Here is a 24,941-nt window from a genome sequence, read left to right on the forward strand (position 1 = left end):
TTCGTCAGTGGTTCAAATACAGTGGTGGGGGCGAGCTGTCAGATTTTCAATCTCTGACCCTTCGGTCGCCTTGACTATCGGCAAATCGGTGTTACAACCAATAGAGCCCACAGTGGGTAAAAAAGGTCCGCGCAGTCAACCTTATTTATTCGGGTTAGGACGGATAGACGGGATGATACTCCAGTGATGGGGTCTGGTGCAGAGGGATAAGGGAATGGCTAGTGGAGAGGTCAAGTGGTTCAACAACGCCAAGGGGTTTGGATTCATTAGAGTAGAAGGCTACGAAGAAGATATTTTCGTGCATTACTCGCAGATAAAAATGGATGGTTATAAAACGCTGAAAGCGAACGAGCCTGTACAGTTCGAAAAAATTGTTGAAGGACGGAAAGGAAAGCAAGCCGAGGGCGTTTTTGCGTCCATGAGCCCTGCAACCGAAGCGTCTGTGGCACTGGCCACTCAAGCAGAAAAAAAAGAAACTGCCTGATTCCCCGTCGGGCAAAGAAACCGGCCACTCCAGTCATCGGATGGCCGGTTTTCATGCACCTGCTTACATATGCTTGATCAACGCCTCACCAAAGCCTGACGACGACACCAATGTCGCCCCTTCCATCAGGCGTTCAAAGTCATAGGTCACGGTCTTGGCCGAAATCGCACCGTTGGTGCCCTTGATGATCAAATCAGCCGCCTCTACCCAGCCCATATGCCGCAGCATCATTTCCGCCGACAGAATCAATGAGCCCGGGTTGACCTGATCCTTGCCCGCGTACTTCGGTGCCGTGCCGTGGGTGGCTTCGAACATGGCCACGGTATCGGACAGGTTGGCCCCCGGCGCGATACCGATGCCGCCCACTTCTGCCGCCAGGGCGTCAGACAGGTAATCGCCGTTCAGGTTAAGTGTCGCAATCACGTCATATTCAGCCGGACGCAGCAGGATTTGCTGGAGCATGGCATCGGCAATCGCATCCTTGACCACTACGTTCTTGCCGGTCTTCGGGTTCTTGAACTGCATCCACGGCCCGCCATCGAGCAGGGTCGCGCCGAACTCCTCGGCCGCCACTTCGTAGGCCCATTCCTTGAAGGCACCTTCGGTGAACTTCATGATGTTGCCTTTATGCACGATGGTCAGCGAGTCGCGGTCGTTATCCACCACATATTGCAGGGCCTTGCGCGCCAGGCGCTTGGTGCCTTCCAGCGATACCGGCTTGATACCAATGCCGCAATCCTGGTCGAAGCGGATCTTGGTAACGCCCATCTCCTCCTTGAGGAACTTGATCACCTTGATCGCCTCAGGCGAACCGGCCTTCCACTCGATGCCGGCGTAAATGTCCTCGGAGTTCTCACGGAAGATGGTCATGTCCACATCCCCCGGCTTCTTGACCGGGCTGGGCACGCCTTCGAACCAGCGCACCGGGCGCAGGCATACATAGAGGTCGAGTTGCTGGCGCAGGGCCACGTTCAGCGAACGGATGCCGCCGCCGACCGGGGTGGTCAGCGGGCCCTTGATGGACACCACGTAATCCTTGACCGCATCCAGGGTTTCCTGAGGCAGCCAGGTGTCCTGGTCGTAGACTTGGGTGGCCTTCTCGCCGGCATACACCTCCATCCACGAGATTTTGCGCTTGCCGCCGTAGGCCTTTTCAACAGCTGCGTCGACCACCTTGATCATCACCGGGCTGATGTCGACGCCAATACCGTCACCTTCGATATAGGGGATGATCGGTTGGTCAGGAACATTGAGAGAATGGTCTGCATTGACGGTGATTTTGTCGCCGACTGCCGGAACCTGAATCTTCTTGTATCCCATGCTGAACTCCATCTATGGATTGAACATCTGGCTGCGTTCGAGCCTACTCCAGATAAATGGCGACTGAAACCTTGCGCCATGCTCATTTGCATCGAAAACAGCATAAATTGTCGCCTACAAGCCTGAAAGCAAAGGCAAAATCGCCAATCTTGAGCACAGCGTGCGACTTTAGCCGCACAGGCGCTGCCTGCGACCTTTAGACCAATGGACGACCGACCTTTTGTATGAAGGCTCAGCGTAAGCATAGCGACCTATGTATAATGCCGCCGCTGACCAAAGAGTCACGACGGTTGACCGCTCTAGACAGTAGCCTTCAGCCAGAAAGCAGGACTATTACAATAGTCCAAACGCTTGACGCTCGACTGATGCAACCCAACATCACCGCGAAGAAACCTCGACATTTCGCTCATGGATGACTTTGAACGAACGCGCTCCACCCGGCGCATCTCGAGTTTCTGCGCACGCTTTCAGCAAAGAAGAGAGTTAATCCGAATATGCCCACCCGCTCGAAGATCATCTACACCTTCACCGACGAAGCCCCAGCCCTCGCCACCTATTCACTGCTGCCTATCGTAGAGGCCTTCACCGCTTCCGCTGATATTGCCGTGGAAACCCGCGATATTTCCCTCGCCGGGCGCATCCTCGCAAGCTTCCCCGAGCAACTGGGCGACAAGGCTATCCCGGACCACCTCGCCGAACTGGGCGACCTGGCCGTTACGCCTGAAGCCAACATCATCAAGCTGCCTAACATCAGCGCCTCGACCCCGCAGCTGCAAGCCGCGATCAAGGAACTGCAGGCCCAGGGCTACGCCCTGCCGGACTACCCGGAAACCGTAACCACCGACGCGGAAAAAGAAACCCGTGCCCGTTACGACAAGGTCAAGGGCAGCGCCGTGAACCCGGTCCTGCGCGAAGGCAACTCCGACCGCCGCGCACCGCTGTCGGTCAAGAACTACGCACGCAAGCACCCCCACAAGATGGGCGCCTGGTCTGCCGATTCCAAATCGCACATTGCCCACATGAGCAATGGCGACTTCTACGGCAGCGAAAAAGCCGTACAGATCGAAACCGCTGACGCTGTCAAAATCGAGCTGATCGCTCAAGACGGCACCGCCACCGTCCTGAAAGAAAAGACCTCGGTACAGGCTGGCGAGATCATCGATACCGCCGTACTGAGCAAGAAAGCCCTGCGCGCGTTCATCGCCGCCGAGATCGAAGACGCCAAGAAACAAGGCGTGCTGCTGTCGGTTCACTTGAAAGCGACCATGATGAAGGTCTCCGACCCGATCATGTTCGGCCAGATCGTTGCCGAATTCTATAAAGACGCCCTGACCAAGCACGCGACCGTGCTGGAACAGATCGGCTTCAACCTGAACAACGGCATCGGCGACCTGTACGCTCGCATCAAGGCCCTGCCTGCCGAGCAACAAGCGCAGATCGAAGCGGACATCCAGGCGGTCTATGCCGCTCGCCCTTCGCTGGCGATGGTCAACTCCGACAAAGGCATCACCAACCTGCACGTGCCGAGCGACGTGATCGTCGACGCCTCGATGCCAGCCATGATCCGTGACTCCGGAAAAATGTGGGGCACCGACGGCCAACTGCACGACACCAAGGCCGTGATCCCGGATCGCTGCTACGCCACCATCTACCAGGCGGTCATCGAAGACTGCAAGGCCAATGGCGCCTTCGACCCCACCACCATGGGCAGCGTGCCAAACGTTGGCCTGATGGCGAAGAAAGCCGAAGAGTACGGCTCCCACGACAAGACCTTCCAGATCAAGGCTGACGGCGTAGTCCGCGTCACCGACAGCAAGGGCAACCTGCTGATGGAACAGAACGTCGAAGCCGGCGATATCTTCCGTATGTGCCAGACCAAAGACGCGCCGATCCAGGATTGGGTCAAGCTCGCCGTCAACCGTGCCCGCGCCAGCAACACCCCGGCCATCTTCTGGCTGGACCCGCAGCGCGCTCACGATGGCGTGGTGGTCGAGAAAGTTCAGGCTTACCTGAAAGACCACAACACCGAAGGCCTGGACATCCGCATCATGGCCCCGGTCGACGCGATGAAATTCACCCTGGAGCGCACCCGCAAGGGCCTGGACACCATCTCGGTGACCGGTAACGTACTGCGCGACTATCTGACCGACCTGTTCCCGATCATGGAACTGGGCACCAGCGCCAAGATGCTGTCGATCGTGCCGCTGATGAACGGTGGCGGCCTGTTCGAAACCGGCGCCGGCGGTTCGGCACCGAAACACGTGCAACAGCTGCTGGAAGAAAACTTCCTGCGCTGGGATTCCCTGGGCGAGTTCCTGGCCCTGGCCGCGTCCCTCGAGCACCTGGGCGTGACGTACAACAACCCGAAAGCCCTGGTACTGTCCAAGACCCTGGACCAGGCCACCGGCCAGTTCCTCGACAACAACAAGTCGCCCTCGCGCAAAGTCGGCAACATCGACAACCGCGGCAGCCACTTCTACCTGGCGCTGTACTGGGCCCAGGCCCTGGCCGCCCAGACCGAAGACACCGCACTGCAAGCACAGTTCGGCGAACTGGCCAAGACCCTGGCCGCGAACGAAGCAACCATCGTTGCCGAGCTCAACGCCGTACAGGGCAAGCCAGTGGACATCGGCGGCTACTACGCGCCGAACCCGGAGCTGACCAGCAAGGCCATGCGCCCAAGCAACACGCTGAATGCGGCGATTGCCAAGTTGAAGTAAGGTTGTAAAGCGATACCACAAACCCCGGCCGAGTGCCGGGGTTTGTGTTTTCAGGGCTTATGCAACGCCATATTCCTCGCGCCACGCAACCTCGATAATCGCCAGCAACTGCGGCGCGTACCAAGGCTCCCAGCCCAGCCTCTGCTTGAGTTCGACGCCAAACCCCGGCAGCGCGGGCAAATGCGCGAGCGCTTCGACGTTTTTCAAGCCAGGCACTTGGGCAAACCAGGGTAAAAGCGTCACGCCGACGCCCGCCTGGATCGCTGAACGCAACGACATCAAGTCTTCAGACTCATACACACAGCGCCATCTGATCCCACTCTCCTCCAAGCGCCGAATCGCCAGGCTCCTGAAGATGCAGGGCGCCTTAAACAAGGCCAGCGAAATTTCCTGGCCTTCCATGGGGGCTACCGCACGCTCGCCACCCAGCCACGCCAACGAAAGTGCATGCAAAGGCACGCCGGCAACTTTTGGCAACTCATCGATCATCAGGCCAATATCGATTCTTCCTTCACTGAACGCCTCCGAGAGCAGCATGGAACGCGCGACCTTGACCACAATTCGCACTGAAGGCAACTCAAGCGCCACAGCAGGAATAACGCGCTGCAGGATTTCCTCGCTGAAATATTCGGGCATACCCAGCGTCACGGACTCTTGAGTGCGGCTGACATCAAACAGGCTCCCCACCTTGTCGTTAACGCTGACCATCTGCTGGGCATAGCCGGTCAGGCGCTCCCCTTCAAGGGTGAGCAACACCTGACGGTTGTCGCGGGCAAAAAGCTCGACACCCAGCAAATCCTCAAGTCGTCGAACCTGCTGGCTGATTGCCGGCTGGGTCAGGCTCAACGCCTGCGCGGCCCGTGTGAAACTGCCCAGCTCCGCGACTTTGAGGAAACTGCGCAGCGACTGGATATCAAGATTGACTCTCATGACACACCCATGTGCGTGAGTAAATATTCCGCGCCATTAGTGCAAGGCGCCTGCTATGGCTGTCAAGGCCGCCTACCTGGCACGCGCATGATTCATCCAATAAACCCCCATTCCTGAAACAACAAACCCCACAATCGCAATCACACCCGGCACCTCACCCAACACCAACGACGCCATAATCTGCGTGACCGCTGGAATCACATGAAACAAGTTCGTCGCTTTGCTCGCCTCCCCGCGCCGAATCATCAAATAGAGCAGCGTCAGCGCACCCACGGAGTTCATCAGCGTGATCCAGGCTACCGATGCTGCGAACGGAGCCAACTCAGTCACCTGCATGGTTTCGGTGGTATATGCCAACAGCAACATGACCAGTGACGCGGTAACCATCTGTATGAAACAACCCACCCATAGATTCACCCCGCCAAGAAAACGCTTCTGATAGAGCGTGCCAAGCGTGATACCCAATAGCGCTAAGCCCACCGCGCCGTAACCGCCAACTGACGCCTCGGAGCCAAAAAAACTGCTGGCCACGACGATGGCCACGCCGCCAACACCCAGGATCGAACCCGGCAGATCGCGCCAACTCAATTGTTCACCCAAGCAGAAATAGGCACCGATCACGACGAACACCGGCATCAGCCCGACGATCAACGCCGCCTGCCCAGCTGGGACGCCCTGACTTATCCCGGTGTAGAGACCGCCGAATTGCAGGGCTTGCAAAAGCAGGCCGACTGCCGCCGCATGAAGGTAAGGCGTAAGCCGCCGGGGCCACTGCGCCTTGATGACGAGCGCCACCCCCAGGAACACGAGGGCAGCCAAGGCAAATCGATAGAACGTCATGGTGAAGGGCTCGCCATAACGCACACCGAACGCACCGCCGATGTAGCCGGAACTCCACAGCAGAATGAAGGTTATGGGCAGCGGCGATGTGAGGCGCACTTGGTAGCGTTTATGAGCAACCGGGTTCATGACACTCTCCAAACTGATAGTCCTGGAGAGATAAGCTGCGCCATGTGCTGAAATCGGTAAAATCATAAAATGTCAGATGTATCATGCAGATTGCTTATGCATCAGCTCTGAAGAAACCGAATCCAAATGTGGGAGGGGGCTTGCCCCCGATCGCGGCGTGTCAGCCGCCAATGTACTGGCTGACATACCGCTAGCGGGAGCAAGCCCCCTCCCACACTGACCGCAATTCTGCTTGAAGAGCGCGTTGTATCCTGAATCGAGAGGCTTTCATGACCTGGCTCCCCCACATCACTGTCGCCACGATCGTCGAAGACAATGGCCGTTTCCTGATGGTCGAGGAACTCAAGGGCGGTCGCGCTGTGCTCAACCAGCCGGCCGGCCATCTCGACCCGAACGAAACCCTGACCGAAGCCGCTGTGCGCGAAACTCTCGAAGAGACCGGCTGGGACGTCGAAGCCACCGGCATCGTCGGCATCTACCTGTACACAGCCCCGAGCAATGGCGTGACCTATCAACGGGTCTGCTTCATCGCCAAGGCCCTGAAACACCACCCGGAGTACCAACTCGACGAAGGCATCCTGCGCGCCCGCTGGCTGACCCGTGACGAACTGATGGAACTGCGCGACGACTGGCGCAGCGAGCTGATCATCCGCTGTATCGATGATTATCTGGCCGGCCAGCGTCACAGCCTGGAATTGATCCGTCCTTCTCTTTAGCCTTGCGGGCCCAGGCCTGCTAGAATCGCGTCCTTTTTCAAGACACCCGTTGAAACCCTATGCGTGATCCAGCCCCTTCTGACACACAAAAGAAGCGCGTCATCGTCGGTATGTCCGGCGGCGTGGATTCTTCCGTTTCCGCCGTTCTGCTCATGGAGCAGGGTTATGAGGTGGAAGGCCTGTTCATGAAGAACTGGGAAGAAGACGATGGAACGGAATACTGCACCGCCATGGACGACCTCGCGGACGCCCAGGCCGTGTGCGACAAGATCGGTATCAAGCTGCACACCGCCAACTTCGCCGCCGAGTACTGGGACAATGTGTTCGAGCACTTCCTCGCCGAATACAAGGCCGGGCGCACGCCGAACCCGGATATCCTGTGCAACCGCGAGATCAAGTTCAAGGCGTTCCTCGACTACGCGATGATGCTCGGCGCCGACCTGATTGCCACCGGCCACTATGTGCGCCGCCGCGATATCGATGGCCGCACCGAACTGCTCAAGGGCCTGGACCCGAACAAGGACCAGAGCTACTTCCTGCACGCCGTGGGCGGTGAACAGATCGCCAAGACCCTGTTCCCGGTGGGCGAGCTGGAAAAGCCCGAAGTGCGCAGGATCGCCGAACAACACGGCCTGGCCACCGCCAAGAAGAAGGATTCCACCGGAATCTGCTTTATCGGCGAGCGCCGCTTCAGCGATTTCCTCAAGCAATACCTGCCGGCACAACCGGGCGAGATCAAGACCACCGACGGTGAAGTGATCGGCCGTCACCACGGCCTGATGTACCACACCATTGGTCAGCGCCAGGGCCTGGGCATCGGCGGCTTGAAAGATGCCGGCGAAGAGCCGTGGTACGTGCTGGTCAAGGATCTGGAAAACAATGTGCTGATCGTCGGCCAAGGCAATGAGCATCCCTTGCTGTTCTCCGGCGCCCTGCTCGCTTCAGAAATCTATTGGGTCAACCCCATCGACCTGAGCACCCCGCGCCGCCTGACCGCCAAAGTGCGCTATCGCCAGAGCGACCAGCCCTGCACCCTGGAAAAAACCGCTACCGGCTACCGTGCCACCTTCGATGACCCGCAGCGCGCAGTCACCCCTGGCCAATCCGTGGTGTTCTATGACGGCGACATCTGCCTGGGCGGCGGCGTGATTGAAGTTGCGCAAGCCTGGAGCAACCCGGCATGAGCCCGACCCAGGAGCAGTTGACCGCACTGGGCGGGGTTTTCCTTGCGGCGGTGCTGGTGGACAAGATCGCCAAGACCGGCCAGGTCACCGAGGCGGGCCTGACCTGCATGCTCGGCAGCCTGCTGATCCGCGACCCCAAGGACACCCTGGAAGTCTACGGTGGCGACGACCTGGCGCTGCGTGAAGGTTACCGCGCCCTGATCGGCGCCCTGGAACGCGACCCCAGCACCCTGCAGCGCGAACCCTTGCGCTACGCCCTGTCGATGCTCGGCCTGGAGCGTCAACTGGCCAAGCGCGACGACCTGCTGGAAACCATTGGCAAGCGCCTGCCGCAGATCCAGTCCCAGGTGGAGCACTTCGGCCCGGCCCACGAGAACGTGATCGCCGCCTGTGGCGCGCTGTACCAGGACACTCTGAGCACCCTGCGCCAGCGCATTCAGGTGCACGGCGACATGCGCAACCTGCAGCAACCGAACAACGCCTCGAAAATCCGCGCCCTGCTCCTGGCGGGTATTCGTTCGGCGCGGTTGTGGCGCCAGTTGGGTGGCCATCGCTGGCAACTGGTAATCAGCCGGCGCAAATTGCTCAAAGAGCTTTACCCGTTGATGCGCAACGAATAAGTCGCACCAGCAGACCTTTTTCAAGCTGTTACGCGTAATACGCCGGTCAGTTGGCGACGGACCGGCGAATATTTTCATGTATGATACGCGCCCCATTTCGTTGCCCGACTGTCCGAGAACACCCCATGCAGCTTTCTTCGCTCACTGCGGTTTCCCCTGTTGACGGCCGCTACGCCGGCAAGACCCAGGCCCTGCGCCCTATTTTCAGCGAGTACGGCCTGATCCGTGCCCGTGTCCTGGTTGAAGTGCGCTGGCTCCAGCGCCTGGCCGCTCACCCTGCCATCAGCGAAGTGCCGGCGTTTTCCGCCGAAGCCAACGCTGTCTTGAACACCCTGGCGGAAAACTTCTCCCTGGAACACGCCGAGCGTGTGAAAGAGATCGAGCGCACCACCAACCACGACGTCAAAGCCATTGAGTACCTGCTCAAGGAGCAGGCGGCCAAGCTGCCGGAACTGGCCCAAGTCAGCGAGTTCATCCACTTTGCCTGCACCAGCGAGGACATCAACAACCTGTCCCACGCCCTGATGCTGCGCGAAGGCCGTGATGAGGTGATGCTGCCGCTGATGCGCCAGACCGCCGAGGCCATCCGCGAGCTGGCGATCCGTTTCGCCGCCGTGCCGATGCTCTCGCGCACCCACGGCCAGCCGGCCTCGCCGACCACCCTGGGCAAAGAACTGGCCAACGTGGTGTACCGCCTGGAGCGCCAGATCGCTCAAGTCGCCGCCGTGCCATTGCTTGGCAAGATCAACGGTGCCGTGGGCAACTACAACGCCCACCTGTCGGCCTACCCCGAGATCGACTGGGAAGCCAACGCCCGCGCCTTCATCGAAGACGAGCTGGGCCTGGGCTTCAACCCCTACACCACGCAAATCGAACCCCACGACTACATTGCCGAGCTGTTCGACGCAATCGCGCGCTTCAACACCATCCTGATCGACTTCGATCGCGATATCTGGGGCTACATCTCCCTGGGCTACTTCAAGCAGCGCACCATTGCCGGTGAAATCGGTTCGTCGACCATGCCGCACAAGGTCAACCCGATCGACTTCGAAAATTCCGAAGGCAACCTGGGCATCGCCAACGCCCTGTTCCAGCACCTGGCCAGCAAGCTGCCGATCTCGCGCTGGCAGCGCGACCTGACCGACTCCACCGTACTGCGCAACCTCGGCGTGGGCTTTGCCCACAGCGTGATCGCGTACGAAGCCAGCCTCAAAGGCATCAGCAAGCTGGAACTCAACGAGCAGAAAATCGCCGCTGACCTGGACGCCTGCTGGGAAGTGCTGGCCGAGCCGATCCAGACCGTAATGCGCCGCTATAACATCGAAAACCCCTACGAGAAGCTCAAAGAGTTGACGCGCGGCAAGGGGATTACCTCCGACGCGCTGCAAACTTTCATCGATGGCCTGGACATGCCAGCCGCTGCCAAGGCCGAGCTGAAACTGCTCACCCCGGCCAACTACATCGGTAACGCCGTAGAGCAAGCCAAACGCATCTGACCATCGCACGACCCTTTGAGACGCCCGGCCGCGCCGGGCGTTTTTATTCCTGTCTTAAAAGTGATTTTTTTCAATAGGTTACACATGAATCCTGATATCCCTCTTCAACTTCTGGGCGGCATCACGGCACGGGAATTCCTGCGCGACTACTGGCAGAAAAAACCGCTGTTGATCCGCCAGGCCATCCCTGATTTCGAAAGCCCGATCGACGCCGACGAACTGGCCGGCCTGGCGCTGGAAGAGGAAGTCGAATCGCGCCTGGTGATCGAACACGGCGAGCGTCCGTGGGAACTGCGTCGCGGCCCGTTCGCCGAAGATGCCTTCAGCACCCTGCCCGAGCGTGAGTGGACCCTGCTGGTGCAGGCGGTCGACCAGTTCGTGCCGGAAGTTGCCGAATTGCTCGAGCATTTCCGCTTCCTGCCAAGCTGGCGCATCGACGATGTGATGATCAGCTTCGCCGCGCCGGGTGGCAGCGTCGGTCCGCACTTCGACAACTACGATGTGTTCCTGCTGCAAGCCCAGGGCAAGCGCAATTGGAAGATCGGCCAGATGTGCAGCTCTGAAAGCGCGCTGCTGCAGCACGCCGACCTGCGCATCCTCGCCGAATTCGAAGAAAGTGCCGAATGGGTGCTCGAGCCGGGCGACATGCTGTACCTGCCGCCGCGCCTGGCGCACTTCGGCATCGCCGAAGACGACTGCATGACTTACTCGGTGGGCTTTCGCGCCCCAAGCGCCGCCGAAGTGCTGACCCACTTCACCGACTTCCTCAGCCAGTACCTGACCGACGAAGAGCGCTACACTGACGCCGACGCCCAGCCGGTCAGCGACCCGCACCAGATCCAGAGCGATGCCCTGGACCGCCTCAAGAGCCTGTTGGCCGAGCACATGAGCGACGAGCGCATGCTGCTGACCTGGTTCGGCCAGTTCATGACCGAACCGCGCTACCCGGAGCTGGTGGCGGGTGAAGAGTTGGGTGAGGACGATTTCATCAGCAGCCTGCAAGACGGCGCGATCCTGGTACGCAACCCGAGCGCGCGCCTGGCCTGGTCGGAAGTGGACGACGATGTGCTGCTGTTCGCCAGCGGCCAGAGCCGTTACCTGCCGGGCAAACTGCGCGAACTGTTGAAACTGGTGTGCTCGGCAGACGCCCTGCACAACGAAAATCTGGGCGTTTGGCTGGCGGACGAAGACGGTCGCGACCTGCTGTGCGAACTGGTCAAGCAAGGCAGCCTGGGGTTTGCGGATGAATAAGATTCACGTAAGTGTCGCGGACTGGCGAAAGGATATCGACGAGATTCGGCGCATTCGTGAAGCGGTATTCATCGCTGAACAATCGGTCCCACCGGAGCTGGAGTGGGACGCGGACGACGCCGGCGCAATGCATTTCCTGGCATTCGAAGGCGACTTTCCGATTGGCACCGCTCGCTTGCTGCCCAGTGGCGAAATCGGACGCGTATCGGTGCTCAAGGACTGGCGCGGGCTTAAAGTCGGCGACAAGCTGATGGAAGCGGTGATCGGCCAAGCCGAGAAGCGTGGCCAGACCCGGCAATTCCTCAGTGCGCAGGTGTACGCGGCGCCGTTTTATGAGCGACTGGGCTTCAAGATCATCAGCGATGAATTCCTTGAAGTCGGGATTCCGCATGTTGATATGGTGCGCGAGGGCTGAGCCGAGACCGCAGCGCTGCCATCGGGGCAAGCCCCCTCCCACACTTGATTGGGTTCACAGGTCAAAATGTGGGAGGGGGCTTGCCCCCGATGGCTATTTCAGCAACACCCCAAATGCCCTGCCTTGCCAGGGCATTTTGCCGTCTAGTATTCAACTTGCGACCCGCCAGGCCGACAAACTGGCACTATCCAGCCTTTGACTCGCAGAGATAACGGACATGTCCCTACGCACCCTGCTCACCGCCCTCCTCCTGGCCGCCAGCGCATCGGCCATGGCCGACACCGAAGTGGTCAACCTGAGCAACCGCACCAGCGCCGACCTGCTGCCCGTGGCGCAGAACTTCATCGGCAAGGACGGCACCGTGAGTGCCTACGGCAATCAACTGATCATTAACGCCGACCCCGGCAAAATCCAGGACCTGCGCACCCTGCTCTCTCAACTCGACACCCCCGCCAAGCGCCTGCTGATCACCGTCGACACCAACGAAAACAATCAGCAGAACAGCGGCGACAGCCAGACCCGCATCATCAGCTACGGCACTACCAGCCGCGACGGCGGCATCCAGCAGATCCAGGCCAGCGAAGGCGTACCCGCGCTGATCCAGGTCGGTCAAAGCGTACCGCTGACCACCACCCAGCAGGACAGCTACGGGCGCCTGCAGAACCAGACCCAGTATCGCAACGTCACCCAGGGTTTCTACGTGACCGCCAGCGTCACCGGCGAGACCGTTCACCTCGCCATCAGTACCAACCGTGACCGCATGAGCCAGGAACGTCCCGATGTAGTGAACGTGCAAAGTACCGACACAAGCGTCAGTGGGCGCCTGGGCGAGTGGATCTCCCTGGCCGGCGTCAACCGCGAAACCCAAGCCGACAAATCCTCTACAACCCGCAGCTACTCTACTCAGGGCCGCGATGACCTGACTTTGCGGGTCAAGGTCGACACGCTGAACTGAAGCACCAAAAACTGACCGCCGAGTCGTCCCGGAACAAATATGTAGTGCCTGAAAAAAAGCACTACAAAACATTTGACGCCCTCAAAAAGGCTGTGCATGATGGCCTCGCTCCCGCTTATCAGGGGCCCTGGCAAGGGCCTTCGAACCCTACAAGACGCGACGACGAGGTTTATCTACATGGCACTGACACGTGAACAGCAAATTGCAGCCCTTGAGAAAGACTGGGCTGAAAACCCACGCTGGAAAGGCGTGACCCGCGCTTATTCCGCTGCTGACGTCGTCCGCCTGCGTGGCTCGGTCCAACCCGAGCACACCTTTGCAAAACTCGGCGCCGAGAAGCTGTGGAACCTGGTCACCCAAGGCGCCAAGCCGTCCTTCCGTCCCGACAAAGATTTCGTCAACTGCATGGGCGCCCTCACTGGCGGCCAGGCAGTGCAACAGGTAAAAGCCGGTATCCAGGCGATCTACCTGTCCGGCTGGCAAGTGGCAGCGGATAACAACTCCGCTGAATCCATGTACCCCGACCAATCGCTGTACCCGGTGGACTCGGTGCCAACCGTGGTCAAGCGCATCAACAACGCATTCCGTCGCGCCGACCAGATCCAGTGGAAAGCCGGTAAAGGCCCGGGCGACCAAGGCTACATCGACTACTTCGCGCCGATCGTGGCTGACGCTGAAGCCGGTTTCGGTGGCGTACTGAACGCCTACGAACTGATGAAGAGCATGATCGAGGCGGGCGCTGCCGGCGTGCACTTCGAAGACCAGCTGGCTTCGGTGAAAAAATGCGGCCACATGGGCGGCAAAGTATTGGTTCCGACCCAGGAAGCTGTACAGAAGCTGACCGCCGCCCGCCTGGCCGCTGACGTTGCCGGTACGCCGACCATCATCCTGGCGCGCACCGATGCCAACGCCGCCGACCTGCTGACCTCGGACTGCGACCCGTACGACCAACCGTTCGTCACCGGCGAACGCACCCAGGAAGGCTTCTACAAAGTACGCGCCGGTCTCGACCAGGCGATCGCTCGCGGCTTGGCCTACGCACCGTACGCCGACCTGATCTGGTGCGAAACCGCCAAGCCGGACCTGGACGAAGCCCGCCGCTTCGCCGAAGCGATCAAGAAGGAATACCCGGACCAGTTGCTGTCCTACAACTGCTCGCCTTCCTTCAACTGGAAGAAGAACCTGGACGACGCGACCATCGCCAAGTTCCAGCGCGAACTGTCGGCCATGGGCTACAAGCACCAGTTCATCACCCTGGCCGGCATTCACAACATGTGGCACAGCATGTTCAACCTGGCGCACGACTACGCCCGCAACGACATGACCGCCTACGTGAAGCTGCAAGAGCAGGAGTTCGCTGACGCCGCCAAAGGCTACACCTTCGTGGCGCACCAGCAGGAAGTGGGCACCGGTTACTTCGACGACATGACCACCGTGATCCAGGGCGGCACCTCGTCCGTGACCGCGCTGACCGGTTCGACCGAAGAAGAGCAGTTCCACTGAGTGACTGAGTACCCGGCCATTGCGGCCCCAGGGAAGACCTAACCGCAGTGCCGCACAACATCACGCCCCGACTGGTTCGGGGCGTTTTTTTGTTTCAGCCACACCCAAAATCAACTGTGGGAGGGGGCTTGCTCCCGATTGCTGAGTGCCAGTCAGCACATCTGTTGCTGATCCACCGCCATCGGGGGCAAGCCCCCTCCCACATTGGAATGCGATCAGCCTGAGGATTTGTGCAAAACCTTGATCCAGAGCGGTATTCGCTGCAGATAAATCGGTTACAAAATCCGCTCCATCAACCGGCGACAATCACACAAGTAACGGCAACTTCCCCCGCCACACGAGAAACATTCGCTTAAACCCTGCGCAAACAATATTCATTATCATTTAAACCATGAAAACTTTCTTACCGGTCAAACAAAACGCAATTGTTCAAAAGCCCGCTAATGCCCATGCTGCAAGGGCTACAGCCCCACAACGGTGCACTATGTGCTTATTCCATCGAATAATTTCGCCACAGGAATTTTACTTGCCCGGTGTTTAGCCATAAAATCACCGCGATTGATTGCAGTGCGACATATCGTCACTGCATCGTTACTTTTTCGAGCTCAGAGACCTTTGCTCTCTGTTAAGGATTTCCAGCATGACCGACGCGACAGGACTCATGGCCCACAACTGGGGCTTTGCCATTTTCCTCCTCGGTGTTGTAGGCCTTTGCGCTTTCATGCTCGGCGTCTCCAGCCTCCTCGGGTCAAAAGCCTGGGGCCGCAGCAAAAACGAACCGTTCGAGTCGGGCATGCTACCTACAGGTGGCGCCCGCTTGCGGCTCTCAGCCAAATTCTATCTGGTCGCGATGCTCTTCGTGATCTTCGATATCGAAGCCCTCTTTCTCTTTGCCTGGTCTGTGTCCGTCCGCGAAAGCGGCTGGACCGGATTCGTCGAAGCTCTCGTTTTCATAGCAATTCTGTTGGCAGGTCTTGTCTACCTGTTCCGAGTGGGCGCCCTTGACTGGGCTCCGGAAGCTCGTCGCAAGCGGCAAGCGAAGCTGAAACAATGAGGCTTTGGCGATGCAATACAATCTCACCAGGATCAACCCGGACGCTCCTAACGAGCAGTACCCCATCGGCGAACGCGAAACCGTTTCCGACCCGTTAGAAGACCAAGTCCACAAAAACATCTACATGGGCAAGCTGGAAGACGTGCTGAATGGCGCGGTCAACTGGGGGCGCAAAAACTCCCTGTGGCCGTACAACTTCGGTCTTTCGTGCTGCTACGTGGAAATGACCACCGCCTTCACGGCGCCCCACGACATCGCGCGCTTTGGCGCCGAAGTCATCCGGGCATCACCGCGCCAGGCGGATTTCATGGTTATCGCCGGTACGCCGTTCCTGAAAATGGCCCCCATTATCCAGCGCCTGTATGAACAGATGCTGGAACCCAAATGGGTCATTTCCATGGGCGCCTGTGCCAATTCCGGCGGTATGTACGACATCTATTCCGTAGTGCAGGGGGTCGACAAGTTCCTCCCCGTGGATGTCTACGTGCCCGGCTGCCCGCCCCGTCCCGAAGCTTTCCTGCAAGGCTTGATGCTGTTGCAGGAATCGATTGGCAAGGAGCGTCGCCCGCTTTCCTGGGTCGTCGGTGATCAAGGCGTGTACCGCGCCGAGATGCCGTCCCAAAAGGAACAGCGCCGCGAACAGCGAATCGCAGTCACCAATCTGCGCAGCCCCGACGAAGTCTGATCCAGCCCGCTTCTTTTATAGAACGAAAACCTGGCTTCATTCTTTACGTTGACCGAAAGCGATAAAAAACCATGACTACAGGCAGTGCTCTGTACATCCCGCCTTATAAGGCAAACGACCAGGACGTGGTCGTCGAACTGAACAACCGTTTTGGCGCCGAGGCGTTCACCGCCCAGGAGACCCGCACCGGCATGCCCGTGCTGTGGGTTGCCCGCGCCAGGCTCATCGAAGTCCTGACCTTCCTGCGCAACCTGCCCAAGCCCTACGTCATGCTCTATGACCTGCATGGCGTGGACGAGCGTCTGCGCACCAAGCGCCAGGGATTGCCGAGCGGCGCCGATTTCACCGTGTTCTACCACTTGATGTCGCTGGAACGTAACAGCGACGTGATGCTCAAGGTCGCCCTGAGCGAGAGCGACCTGAGCGTACCGACCGTCACCGGAATCTGGCCGAACGCCAACTGGTACGAGCGTGAAGTCTGGGACATGTTCGGCATCGACTTCCCGGGGCACCCGCACCTGACCCGCATCATGATGCCACCGACCTGGGTAGGTCACCCGCTGCGCAAGGACTTCCCGGCGCGCGCCACCGAGTTCGACCCTTTCAGCCTCACCCTGGCCAAGCAACAGCTTGAGGAAGAAGCTGCGCGCTTCAACCCGGAAGACTGGGGCATGAAGCGCTCCGGCACCAACGAGGACTACATGTTCCTCAACCTGGGCCCGAACCACCCTTCGGCCCACGGTGCCTTCCGTATCATCCTGCAACTGGACGGCGAAGAAATCGTCGACTGCGTCCCGGACATCGGCTACCACCACCGTGGTGCCGAGAAGATGGGCGAGCGCCAGTCGTGGCACAGCTACATTCCGTACACCGACCGCATCGACTACCTCGGCGGCGTGATGAACAACCTGCCGTACGTGCTCTCGGTCGAAAAGCTGGCCGGCATCAAGGTACCGGACCGCGTCGACACCATCCGCATCATGATGGCCGAGTTCTTCCGGATCACCAGCCACCTGCTGTTCCTGGGTACCTACATCCAGGACGTGGGCGCCATGACGCCAGTGTTCTTCACCTTTACCGACCGCCAGAAAGCCTACACCGTGATCGAAGCGATCACCGGTTTCCGGCTGCACCCTGCCTGGTACCGCATCGGCGGCGTTGCGCACGACCTCCCGCGCGGCTGGGAACGCCTGGTCAAGGAATTCATCGACTGGATGCCCAAGCGCCTGGACGAATACCAGAAAGCCGCCTTGGACAACAGCATTCTCAAGGGTCGTACCATCGGCGTCGCCCAGTACAACACCAAGGAAGCGCTGGAATGGGGCGTCACGGGCCCAAGCCTGCGCGCGACCGGCCTGGACTTCGACCTGCGCAAGGCGCGCCCTTACTCCGGCTACGAAAACTTTGAGTTTGAAGTGCCGCTGGCAGCCAACGGCGATGCCTACGACCGTTGCATCGTGCGCGTCGAAGAAATGCGCCAGAGCCTGAAGATCATCGAGCAGTGCATGCGCAACATGCCGGCCGGCCCGTACAAGGCGGATCACCCGCTGACCACGCCGCCGCCCAAAGAGCGCACGCTGCAGCACATCGAAACCCTGATCACGCACTTCCTGCAAGTTTCGTGGGGCCCGGTAATGCCGGCCAACGAGTCCTTCCAGATGATTGAAGCGACCAAGGGCATCAACAGTTATTACCTGACGAGCGATGGCGGCACCATGAGCTACCGCACCCGGATTCGCACCCCAAGCTTCCCGCACTTGCAGCAGATCCCTTCGGTGATCAAAGGCGAGATGGTCGCGGACTTGATTGCGTACCTGGGTAGTATCGATTTCGTTATGGCCGACGTGGACCGCTAAGCATGAACAGCACGCTTATCCAGACAGACCGTTTCACCTTGAGTGAAACCGAGCGCTCGGCCATCGAGCACGAGCTGCATCACTACGAAGACCCGCGCGCGGCGTCGATCGAAGCCTTGAAGATCGTCCAGAAGGAACGTGGCTGGGTGCCGGACGGCGCCCTCTACGCCATCGGCGAGATCCTCGGCATCCCGGCCAGCGACGTTGAAGGCGTGGCGACGTTCTACAGCCAGATCTTCCGCCAGCCGGTCGGCCGCCACATCATTCGCGTGTGCGACAGCATGGTGTGCTACATCGGTGGCCACGAGTCCGTGGTCAGTGAAATCCAGGCCAAGCTGGGCATCGGCCTCGGCCAGACCACCGCCGACGGCCGCTTCACGCTGCTGCCGGTGTGCTGCCTGGGCAACTGCGACAAGGCGCCGGCGTTGATGATCGACGACGACACATTCGGTGACGTGCAGCCTGCTGGCGTGACCCAATTGCTCGAGGGCTACCCATGACCCTGACTTCCTTCGGCCCGGCCAACCTGATCAAGCGTTCGGCCGAGACCCACCCGCTGACCTGGCGCCTGCGTGACGACGGCGAACCCGTGTGGCTCGACGAGTACCAGGCCAAGAACGGCTATGCAGCCGCGCGCAAAGCCTTCGCCGACATGGCCCAGGACGACATCGTCCAGACCGTGAAAGACGCCGGTCTCAAAGGCCGTGGCGGCGCAGGTTTCCCCACGGGCGTGAAGTGGGGCCTGATGCCCAAAGACGAATCCATCAACATCCGCTACCTGCTGTGCAACGCGGATGAAATGGAGCCCAACACCTGGAAAGACCGCATGCTGATGGAGCAACTGCCCCATCTGCTGATCGAAGGCATGCTGATCAGTGCCCGCGCGCTGAAAACTTACCGTGGCTATATCTTCCTGCGCGGTGAATACACCACTGCCGCCAAGCACCTCAACCGTGCCGTGGCCGAAGCCAAGGCGGCGGGCCTGCTGGGCAAGAACATCCTCGGTTCGGGTTTTGACTTCGAGCTGTTCGTGCACACCGGCGCCGGGCGTTATATCTGCGGTGAAGAAACCGCGCTGATCAACTCCCTCGAAGGCCGCCGCGCCAACCCGCGCTCCAAGCCGCCCTTCCCTGCCGCCGTGGGCGTGTGGGGCAAGCCAACCTGCGTGAACAACGTCGAGACCCTGTGCAACGTCCCGGCGATCATCGCCGACGGCGTGGACTGGTACAAATCGTTGGCCCGTGAAGGCAGCGAAGACATGGGCACCAAGCTCATGGGCTTTTCCGGCAAGGTCAAGAACCCTGGCCTGTGGGAGCTGCCGTTCGGCGTGACCGCGCGCGAGCTGTTCGAGGACTACGCCGGCGGCATGCGCGATGGCTACACCTTGAAAGCCTGGCAGCCAGGCGGCGCCGGCACCGGTTTCCTGCTGCCCGAGCACCTCGACGCACAGATGTATGCCGGCGGCATCGGCAAGGTGGGCACCCGCATGGGGACCGGCCTGGCGATGGCGGTGGACAACACGGTGAACATGGTCTCGTTGCTGCGCAACATGGAGCAGTTCTTTGCCCGTGAATCCTGCGGCTTCTGCACCCCGTGCCGTGACGGTCTGCCGTGGAGCGTCAAGCTGCTGATGGCCCTGGAAAACGGTGAAGGCCGCGAGGGTGACATCGAAACGCTGCTCGGGCTGGTCGGTTTCCTCGGCCCAGGCAAGACCTTCTGTGCTCACGCACCGGGCGCCGTGGAGCCGTTGGGCAGCGCAATCAAATACTTCCGCCCTGAATTCGAGGCCGGCATCGCGCCAACCCGCGCGGGCGAACTCACTCAGGTGGTATCACCGACCATGGTCGGTGCGTAACGCTTAAAGAAGCGAAGGGTTCGTGCCCTTCGCTTTTCTCATGTGCGGACGCCTTGATGGCTGTGTAGATGCACATGAATAACAAGATTCCATTAGCCACGCCCGCTGACAATGGGCCAACGAAGAACTTTGAACCATGGCCACTATCCACGTAGACGGCAAAGCGCTCGAAGTCGATGGGGCAGACAACCTGTTACAGGCATGTCTGTCACTCGGCCTCGACATCCCGTATTTCTGCTGGCACCCCGCGCTCGGTAGCGTCGGTGCCTGTCGCCAGTGCGCGGTCAAGCAGTACACCGACGAAAACGACACCCGTGGTCGTATCGTCATGTCCTGCATGACCCCAGCTACCGACAACACCTGGATTTCCATCGACGATGATGAATCCAAGGCGTTCCGCGCCAGTGTCGTCGAATGGCTGATGACCAACCACCCCCACGACTGCCCAGTCTGTGAGGAAGGCGGTCACTGCCACCTGCAAGACATGACGGTGATGACCGGCCACAACGAGCGCCGCTATCGCTTCACCAAGCGTACCCACCAGAACCAGGACCTCGGCCCGTTCATCTCCCACGAGATGAACCGCTGCATCGCCTGCTACCGTTGCGTGCGTTTCTATAAGGACTACGCCGGCGGCACCGACCTCGGCGTATTCGGCGCCCATGACAACGTGTACTTCGGTCGCGTTGAAGACGGCGTGCTCGAAAGCGAATTCTCCGGCAACCTCACCGAGGTCTGCCCGACCGGTGTGTTCACCGACAAGACCCACTCCGAGCGCTACAACCGCAAGTGGGACATGCAATTCGCCCCGAGCATCTGCCATGGCTGCTCCAGCGGTTGCAACATCTCGCCGGGCGAGCGCTACGGTGAACTGCGTCGTATCGAAAACCGCTTCAACGGTTCGGTCAACCAGTACTTCCTGTGCGACCGTGGCCGCTTTGGCTACGGCTACGTCAACCGCGAAGACCGCCCGCGCCAGCCACTGCTGGCCGATGGCGCCAAGCTGAGCCTGGACGCGGCGCTGGATAAAGCCGCCGACCTGCTGCGTGGCCGTAACATCGTCGGTATCGGTTCGCCGCGCGCCAGCCTCGAAAGCAACTTCGCGTTGCGCGAGCTGGTCGGTGCCGAGCATTTCTACAGCGGTATCGAAGCCGCCGAGCTGGAGCACATCCGCCTGGTCCTGCAGGTGCTGAACGACAGCCCGCTGCCGGTGCCGAACATGCGCGACATCGAAGATCACGATGCGATTTTCGTGCTCGGTGAAGACCTGACCCAGACCGCCGCGCGTATCGCGCTGTCGCTGCGCCAGTCGGTCAAAGGCAAGGCCGAAGCCATGGCCGACGCCATGCGCGTGCAGCCTTGGCTCGACGCTGCAGTGAAAAACATCGGCCAGCACGCGCTGAACCCGCTGTTTATCGCCTCCCTGGCTGAAACCAAGCTCGACGACATCGCCGAAGAATGCGTCCACGCCGCACCGGACGACCTGGCGCGCATCGGTTTCGCCGTGGCCCACGCCCTTGACGCCAGCGCGCCTGCCGTCGACGGCCTGGACGCTGAAGCCGTGGCACTGGCCCAGCGCATCGCCGACGCCCTGCTGGCCGCCAAACGCCCATTGATCATCGCCGGTACCTCGCTGGGTTCCAAAGCGCTGATCGAAGCCGCCGCCAACATCGCCAAGGCCTTGAAGCTGCGCGACAAGAACGGCTCCATCAGCCTGGTGGTACCGGAAGCCAACAGCCTCGGCCTGGCCATGCTCGGTGGCGAGTCGCTGGACGCCGCCCTGCAAGCAGTGACCGACGGCAACGCCGACGCCATCGTGGTGCTGGAAAACGACCTGTACACCCGCACCGACGCGGCCAAGGTTGACGCTGCACTCAACGCCGCCAAGGTGCTGATCGTGGCCGATCACCAGAAGACCGCCACCAGCGAGCGTGCCGACCTGGTGCTGCCAGCTGCCACCTTCGCTGAAGGCGACGGTACCCTGGTCAGCCAGGAAGGCCGCGCCCAGCGCTTCTTCCAGGTGTTCGATCCGAAGTACATGGACGCCAGCATCCTGGTTCACGAAGGCTGGCGCTGGCTGCATGCCCTGCGCGCGACCCTGCTGAACCAGCCGATCGACTGGACCCAGCTCGACCACGTCACCGCCGCTACCGCTGCTAGCGCACCGCAGCTGGCGCGGATTGTCGATGCCGCGCCGTCCGCCTCGTTCCGCATCAAGGGCCTGAAGCTGGCCCGTGAACCGCTGCGTTATTCCGGTCGTACCGCCATGCGCGCTGACATCAGCGTGCATGAACCGCGTACCCCGCAAGACATCGACACCGCGTTCGCCTTCTCCATGGAAGGCTATTCGGGTTCGGCCGAACCGCGTCAGCAGGTGCCGTTCGCCTGGTCGCCGGGCTGGAACTCGCCGCAGGCCTGGAACAAGTTCCAGGACGAAGTCGGTGGGCATATCCGCGCTGGCGACCCAGGCACCCGCCTGATCGAAAGCACCAGTGACTCGCTGAACTGGTTCGCTGCGGTACCGCGCCCGTTCAACCCGGCCCCGGGCACCTGGCAGGTGGTGCCGTTCTTCCACCTGTTCGGCAGCGAAGAGACCTCTTCCAAGGCCGCGCCGGTTCAAGAACGCATTCCAACCGCCTACGTGGCCCTGGCCAAATCCGAAGCCGACCGTCTGGGCGTCAACGACGGTGCCCTGCTCAGCCTGAACGTGGCCGGCCAGACCTTGCGTCTGCCGCTGCGCATCAACGATGAGCTGGGTGCCGGCCTGGTTGCACTGCCTAAAGGCATCGCCGGTATTCCTCCAGCGATCTTTGGCCAAACCGTTGACGGTCTGCAGGAGGCAGCGCAATGACCTGGTTCACCCCTGAAGTGATCGACGTGATCATCTCGGTCGTCAAGGCCATCGTGATCCTGCTGGCCGTGGTCGTCGCGGGCGCCCTGCTCAGCTTCGTCGAACGTCGCCTGCTGGGCTGGTGGCAGGACCGTTACGGTCCGAACCGCGTTGGCCCGTTCGGCATGTTCCAGATCGCCGCCGACATGCTGAAGATGTTCTTCAAGGAAGACTGGACCCCGCCGTTTGCCGACAAGGTGATCTTCACCCTGGCGCCGGTGGTGGCCATGAGCGCCTTGCTGATCGCCTTTGCGATCATCCCGATCACCCCGACCTGGGGCGTGGCGGACCTGAACATCGGCTTGCTGTTCTTCTTCGCCATGGCTGGCCTGTCGGTGTACGCGGTGCTGTTCGCCGGTTGGGCCAGTAACAACAAGTTCGCCCTGCTGGGCAGCTTGCGTGCCTCGGCGCAGACCGTCTCCTATGAAGTATTCATGGGTTTGGCACTGATGGGCATCGTGGTGCAGGTTGGCTCGTTCAACATGCGCGATATCGTCGAGTACCAGGCGCAGAACCTGTGGTTCATCATTCCGCAGTTCTTTGGCTTCTGCACCTTCTTCATCGCCGGCGTGGCTGTGACTCACCGTCACCCCTTCGACCAGCCGGAAGCGGAGCAGGAACTGGCCGACGGTTACCACATTGAATATGCCGGCATGAAATGGGGCATGTTCTTCGTCGGTGAGTACATCGGCATCATCTTGATCTCGGCCCTGCTGGTCACGCTGTTCTTCGGCGGCTGGCACGGTCCGTTCGGCATCCTGCCGCAGTTGGCCTTCTTCTGGTTCTTCTTGAAGACCGCGTTCTTCATCATGCTGTTCATCCTGCTGCGCGCCTCGATTCCGCGCCCGCGCTATGACCAGGTGATGGATTTCAGCTGGAGATTCTGCCTGCCGCTGACCCTGATCAATTTGCTGGTGACGGCCGCCGTCGTGTTGTTGAACACGCCAGCAGCCGCGGTTCAGTGAGGATTTGACCCATGTTCAAATATATTGGCGACATCGTTAAGGGTACCGGTACCCAATTGCGAAGCCTGGTGATGGTGTTCGGTCACGGCTTTCGCAAACGCGACACCCTGCAATACCCGGAAGAAGCGGTATACCTGCCGCCGCGCTATCGCGGCCGCATCGTGCTCACCCGCGACCCCGATGGCGAAGAGCGTTGCGTAGCCTGCAACCTGTGCGCCGTGGCGTGCCCGGTGGGTTGTATCTCCCTGCAGAAAGCTGAAACCGAAGACGGTCGCTGGTACCCGGACTTCTTCCGCATCAACTTCTCGCGCTGCATTTTCTGCGGCCTCTGCGAGGAAGCTTGCCCGACCACCGCGATCCAGCTCACACCGGATTTCGAGATGGCCGAGTTCAAACGTCAGGACCTGGTGTACGAGAAAGAAGATCTTTTGATTTCCGGTCCCGGTAAAAACCCTGATTACAACTTCTATCGTGTTGCAGGTATGGCCGTTGCCGGTAAGCCCAAGGGCGCCGCACAAAACGAAGCCGAGCCGATCAACGTGAAGAGCTTGCTGCCTTAAGGAAGAAAGATGGAATTCGCTTTCTATTTCGCATCGGGTATTGCAGTGGTGTCCACGCTTCGCGTGATCACCAACACCAACCCCGTGCACGCCCTGCTCTACCTGATCATTTCGCTGATCGCCGTGGCCATGACCTTTTTCGCCCTCGGCGCACCGTTCGCCGGTGTGCTGGAAGTGATCGCCTACGCCGGCGCCATCATGGTGCTGTTCGTGTTTGTGGTGATGATGCTCAACCTCGGGCCGGCCTCGGTCGCCCAGGAACGCGTCTGGCTCAAGCCCGGCATCTGGCTCGGCCCGGTTGTGCTGGCGGCGCTGCTGCTGGGTGAACTGCTGTATGTGCTGTTCGCTCACCAGAGCGGCCAGGCCATCGGCCACACCACCGTAGACGCGAAAGCCGTGGGCGTCAGCCTGTTCGGCCCGTACCTGCTGGTAGTCGAACTGGCGTCGATGCTGCTGCTCGCCGCAGCCATCACTGCCTTCCACTTGGGCCGCAACGAAGCCAAGGAGCAATGA

22 protein-coding genes are annotated in these 24,941 nt (G+C 60.3%); 19 read left to right on the forward strand and 3 right to left on the reverse strand.

Annotated elements, in window-relative coordinates; translation table 11 throughout:
• Window positions 1–214 precede the first annotated feature (214 nt).
• Window positions 215–484: a cold shock domain-containing protein gene (locus tag C4J93_RS15990; RefSeq protein WP_124429891.1), complete on the forward strand. Its 270-nt coding sequence runs from the start codon at window positions 215–217 to the stop codon at window positions 482–484.
• 63 nt (window positions 485–547) lie between these two features.
• Here C4J93_RS15990 and icd read toward each other — a convergent pair whose 3' ends face one another.
• On the reverse strand, window positions 548–1,804 hold the full coding sequence (gene icd, locus C4J93_RS15995) for an NADP-dependent isocitrate dehydrogenase (protein WP_124367410.1): 1,257 nt from the start codon (window positions 1,802–1,804) through the stop codon (window positions 548–550).
• A gap of 494 nt (window positions 1,805–2,298) precedes the next feature.
• Here icd and C4J93_RS16000 point away from each other — a divergent pair, with 494 nt between their 5' ends.
• Window positions 2,299–4,524, forward strand: coding sequence for an NADP-dependent isocitrate dehydrogenase (locus C4J93_RS16000; RefSeq protein WP_124429892.1), 2,226 nt, complete (start codon window positions 2,299–2,301; stop codon window positions 4,522–4,524).
• A 57-nt stretch (window positions 4,525–4,581) separates the two neighbouring features.
• Here the strand turns inward: C4J93_RS16000 and C4J93_RS16005 are convergent, their stop codons facing one another.
• Window positions 4,582–5,454: a LysR family transcriptional regulator gene (locus C4J93_RS16005; RefSeq protein WP_124429893.1), complete on the reverse strand. Its 873-nt coding sequence runs from the start codon at window positions 5,452–5,454 to the stop codon at window positions 4,582–4,584.
• A 72-nt stretch (window positions 5,455–5,526) separates the two neighbouring features.
• Complete coding sequence (locus C4J93_RS16010) at window positions 5,527–6,423, reverse strand: DMT family transporter (protein ID WP_164485261.1); 897 nt, start codon at window positions 6,421–6,423, stop codon at window positions 5,527–5,529.
• 269 nt (window positions 6,424–6,692) lie between these two features.
• Here C4J93_RS16010 and C4J93_RS16015 point away from each other — a divergent pair, with 269 nt between their 5' ends.
• The 17 genes from C4J93_RS16015 (at window position 6,693) to nuoJ (ending at window position 24,941) form a co-directional block, all read left to right on the forward strand.
• Entirely contained in the window at window positions 6,693–7,139 is a 447-nt protein-coding gene (locus tag C4J93_RS16015; RefSeq protein WP_124363292.1) for an NUDIX hydrolase, read from the forward strand.
• Window positions 7,140–7,198: 59 nt separating this feature from the next.
• Window positions 7,199–8,323 carry a tRNA 2-thiouridine(34) synthase MnmA gene (gene mnmA, locus C4J93_RS16020; RefSeq protein WP_124367413.1) on the forward strand — a complete coding sequence of 375 codons (1,125 nt, stop codon included), beginning with the start codon at window positions 7,199–7,201 and terminating at the stop codon, window positions 8,321–8,323.
• Complete coding sequence (gene hflD / locus C4J93_RS16025) at window positions 8,320–8,943, forward strand: high frequency lysogenization protein HflD (RefSeq protein ID WP_017137510.1); 624 nt, start codon at window positions 8,320–8,322, stop codon at window positions 8,941–8,943. The genes mnmA and hflD overlap by 4 nt, the downstream gene beginning before the upstream one ends.
• 125 nt (window positions 8,944–9,068) lie before the next feature.
• Window positions 9,069–10,439 (forward strand): adenylosuccinate lyase, encoded by a 1,371-nt coding sequence (gene purB / locus C4J93_RS16030; RefSeq protein WP_124363294.1) that lies wholly within the window; start codon window positions 9,069–9,071, stop codon window positions 10,437–10,439.
• Window positions 10,440–10,523: 84 nt separating this feature from the next.
• Entirely contained in the window at window positions 10,524–11,690 is a 1,167-nt protein-coding gene (locus tag C4J93_RS16035; protein ID WP_124407556.1) for a cupin domain-containing protein, read from the forward strand.
• Window positions 11,683–12,105 (forward strand): GNAT family N-acetyltransferase, encoded by a 423-nt coding sequence (locus tag C4J93_RS16040; protein ID WP_124410234.1) that lies wholly within the window; start codon window positions 11,683–11,685, stop codon window positions 12,103–12,105. Before C4J93_RS16035 ends, C4J93_RS16040 begins: the two co-directional genes overlap by 8 nt.
• A 217-nt stretch (window positions 12,106–12,322) precedes the next feature.
• Window positions 12,323–13,060 carry a secretin N-terminal domain-containing protein gene (locus C4J93_RS16045; protein WP_124429895.1) on the forward strand — a complete coding sequence of 246 codons (738 nt, stop codon included), beginning with the start codon at window positions 12,323–12,325 and terminating at the stop codon, window positions 13,058–13,060.
• Between the two features lie 177 nt (window positions 13,061–13,237).
• Window positions 13,238–14,563, forward strand: coding sequence for an isocitrate lyase (aceA, locus tag C4J93_RS16050; RefSeq protein WP_124367417.1), 1,326 nt, complete (start codon window positions 13,238–13,240; stop codon window positions 14,561–14,563).
• Between the two features lie 640 nt (window positions 14,564–15,203).
• The gene (locus C4J93_RS16055; RefSeq protein ID WP_003192109.1) at window positions 15,204–15,617 is read left to right on the forward strand and encodes an NADH-quinone oxidoreductase subunit A; all 414 of its coding nucleotides are present in this window, start codon (window positions 15,204–15,206) and stop codon (window positions 15,615–15,617) included.
• A gap of 10 nt (window positions 15,618–15,627) precedes the next feature.
• Window positions 15,628–16,302 (forward strand): NADH-quinone oxidoreductase subunit B family protein, encoded by a 675-nt coding sequence (locus tag C4J93_RS16060; RefSeq protein ID WP_124367418.1) that lies wholly within the window; start codon window positions 15,628–15,630, stop codon window positions 16,300–16,302.
• Between the two features lie 71 nt (window positions 16,303–16,373).
• Complete coding sequence (nuoC, locus tag C4J93_RS16065) at window positions 16,374–18,158, forward strand: NADH-quinone oxidoreductase subunit C/D (protein ID WP_124367419.1); 1,785 nt, start codon at window positions 16,374–16,376, stop codon at window positions 18,156–18,158.
• A gap of 2 nt (window positions 18,159–18,160) precedes the next feature.
• On the forward strand, window positions 18,161–18,658 hold the full coding sequence (nuoE, locus tag C4J93_RS16070; RefSeq protein WP_003232080.1) for an NADH-quinone oxidoreductase subunit NuoE: 498 nt from the start codon (window positions 18,161–18,163) through the stop codon (window positions 18,656–18,658).
• Complete coding sequence (nuoF, locus tag C4J93_RS16075) at window positions 18,655–20,013, forward strand: NADH-quinone oxidoreductase subunit NuoF (RefSeq protein ID WP_057024316.1); 1,359 nt, start codon at window positions 18,655–18,657, stop codon at window positions 20,011–20,013. The genes nuoE and nuoF overlap by 4 nt, the downstream gene beginning before the upstream one ends.
• 136 nt (window positions 20,014–20,149) lie before the next feature.
• Window positions 20,150–22,864, forward strand: coding sequence for an NADH-quinone oxidoreductase subunit NuoG (nuoG, locus tag C4J93_RS16080; RefSeq protein WP_124429896.1), 2,715 nt, complete (start codon window positions 20,150–20,152; stop codon window positions 22,862–22,864).
• Complete coding sequence (nuoH, locus tag C4J93_RS16085) at window positions 22,861–23,868, forward strand: NADH-quinone oxidoreductase subunit NuoH (RefSeq protein WP_003192116.1); 1,008 nt, start codon at window positions 22,861–22,863, stop codon at window positions 23,866–23,868. The genes nuoG and nuoH overlap by 4 nt, the downstream gene beginning before the upstream one ends.
• Before the next feature lie 11 nt (window positions 23,869–23,879).
• Complete coding sequence (gene nuoI, locus C4J93_RS16090) at window positions 23,880–24,428, forward strand: NADH-quinone oxidoreductase subunit NuoI (protein WP_003174725.1); 549 nt, start codon at window positions 23,880–23,882, stop codon at window positions 24,426–24,428.
• A 9-nt stretch (window positions 24,429–24,437) separates the two neighbouring features.
• Window positions 24,438–24,941, forward strand: coding sequence for an NADH-quinone oxidoreductase subunit J (gene nuoJ / locus C4J93_RS16095; RefSeq protein ID WP_065884950.1), 504 nt, complete (start codon window positions 24,438–24,440; stop codon window positions 24,939–24,941).

The sequence above is a fragment of the Pseudomonas sp. R2-37-08W genome, assembly GCF_003851705.1.
Taxonomy (GTDB): domain Bacteria; phylum Pseudomonadota; class Gammaproteobacteria; order Pseudomonadales; family Pseudomonadaceae; genus Aquipseudomonas.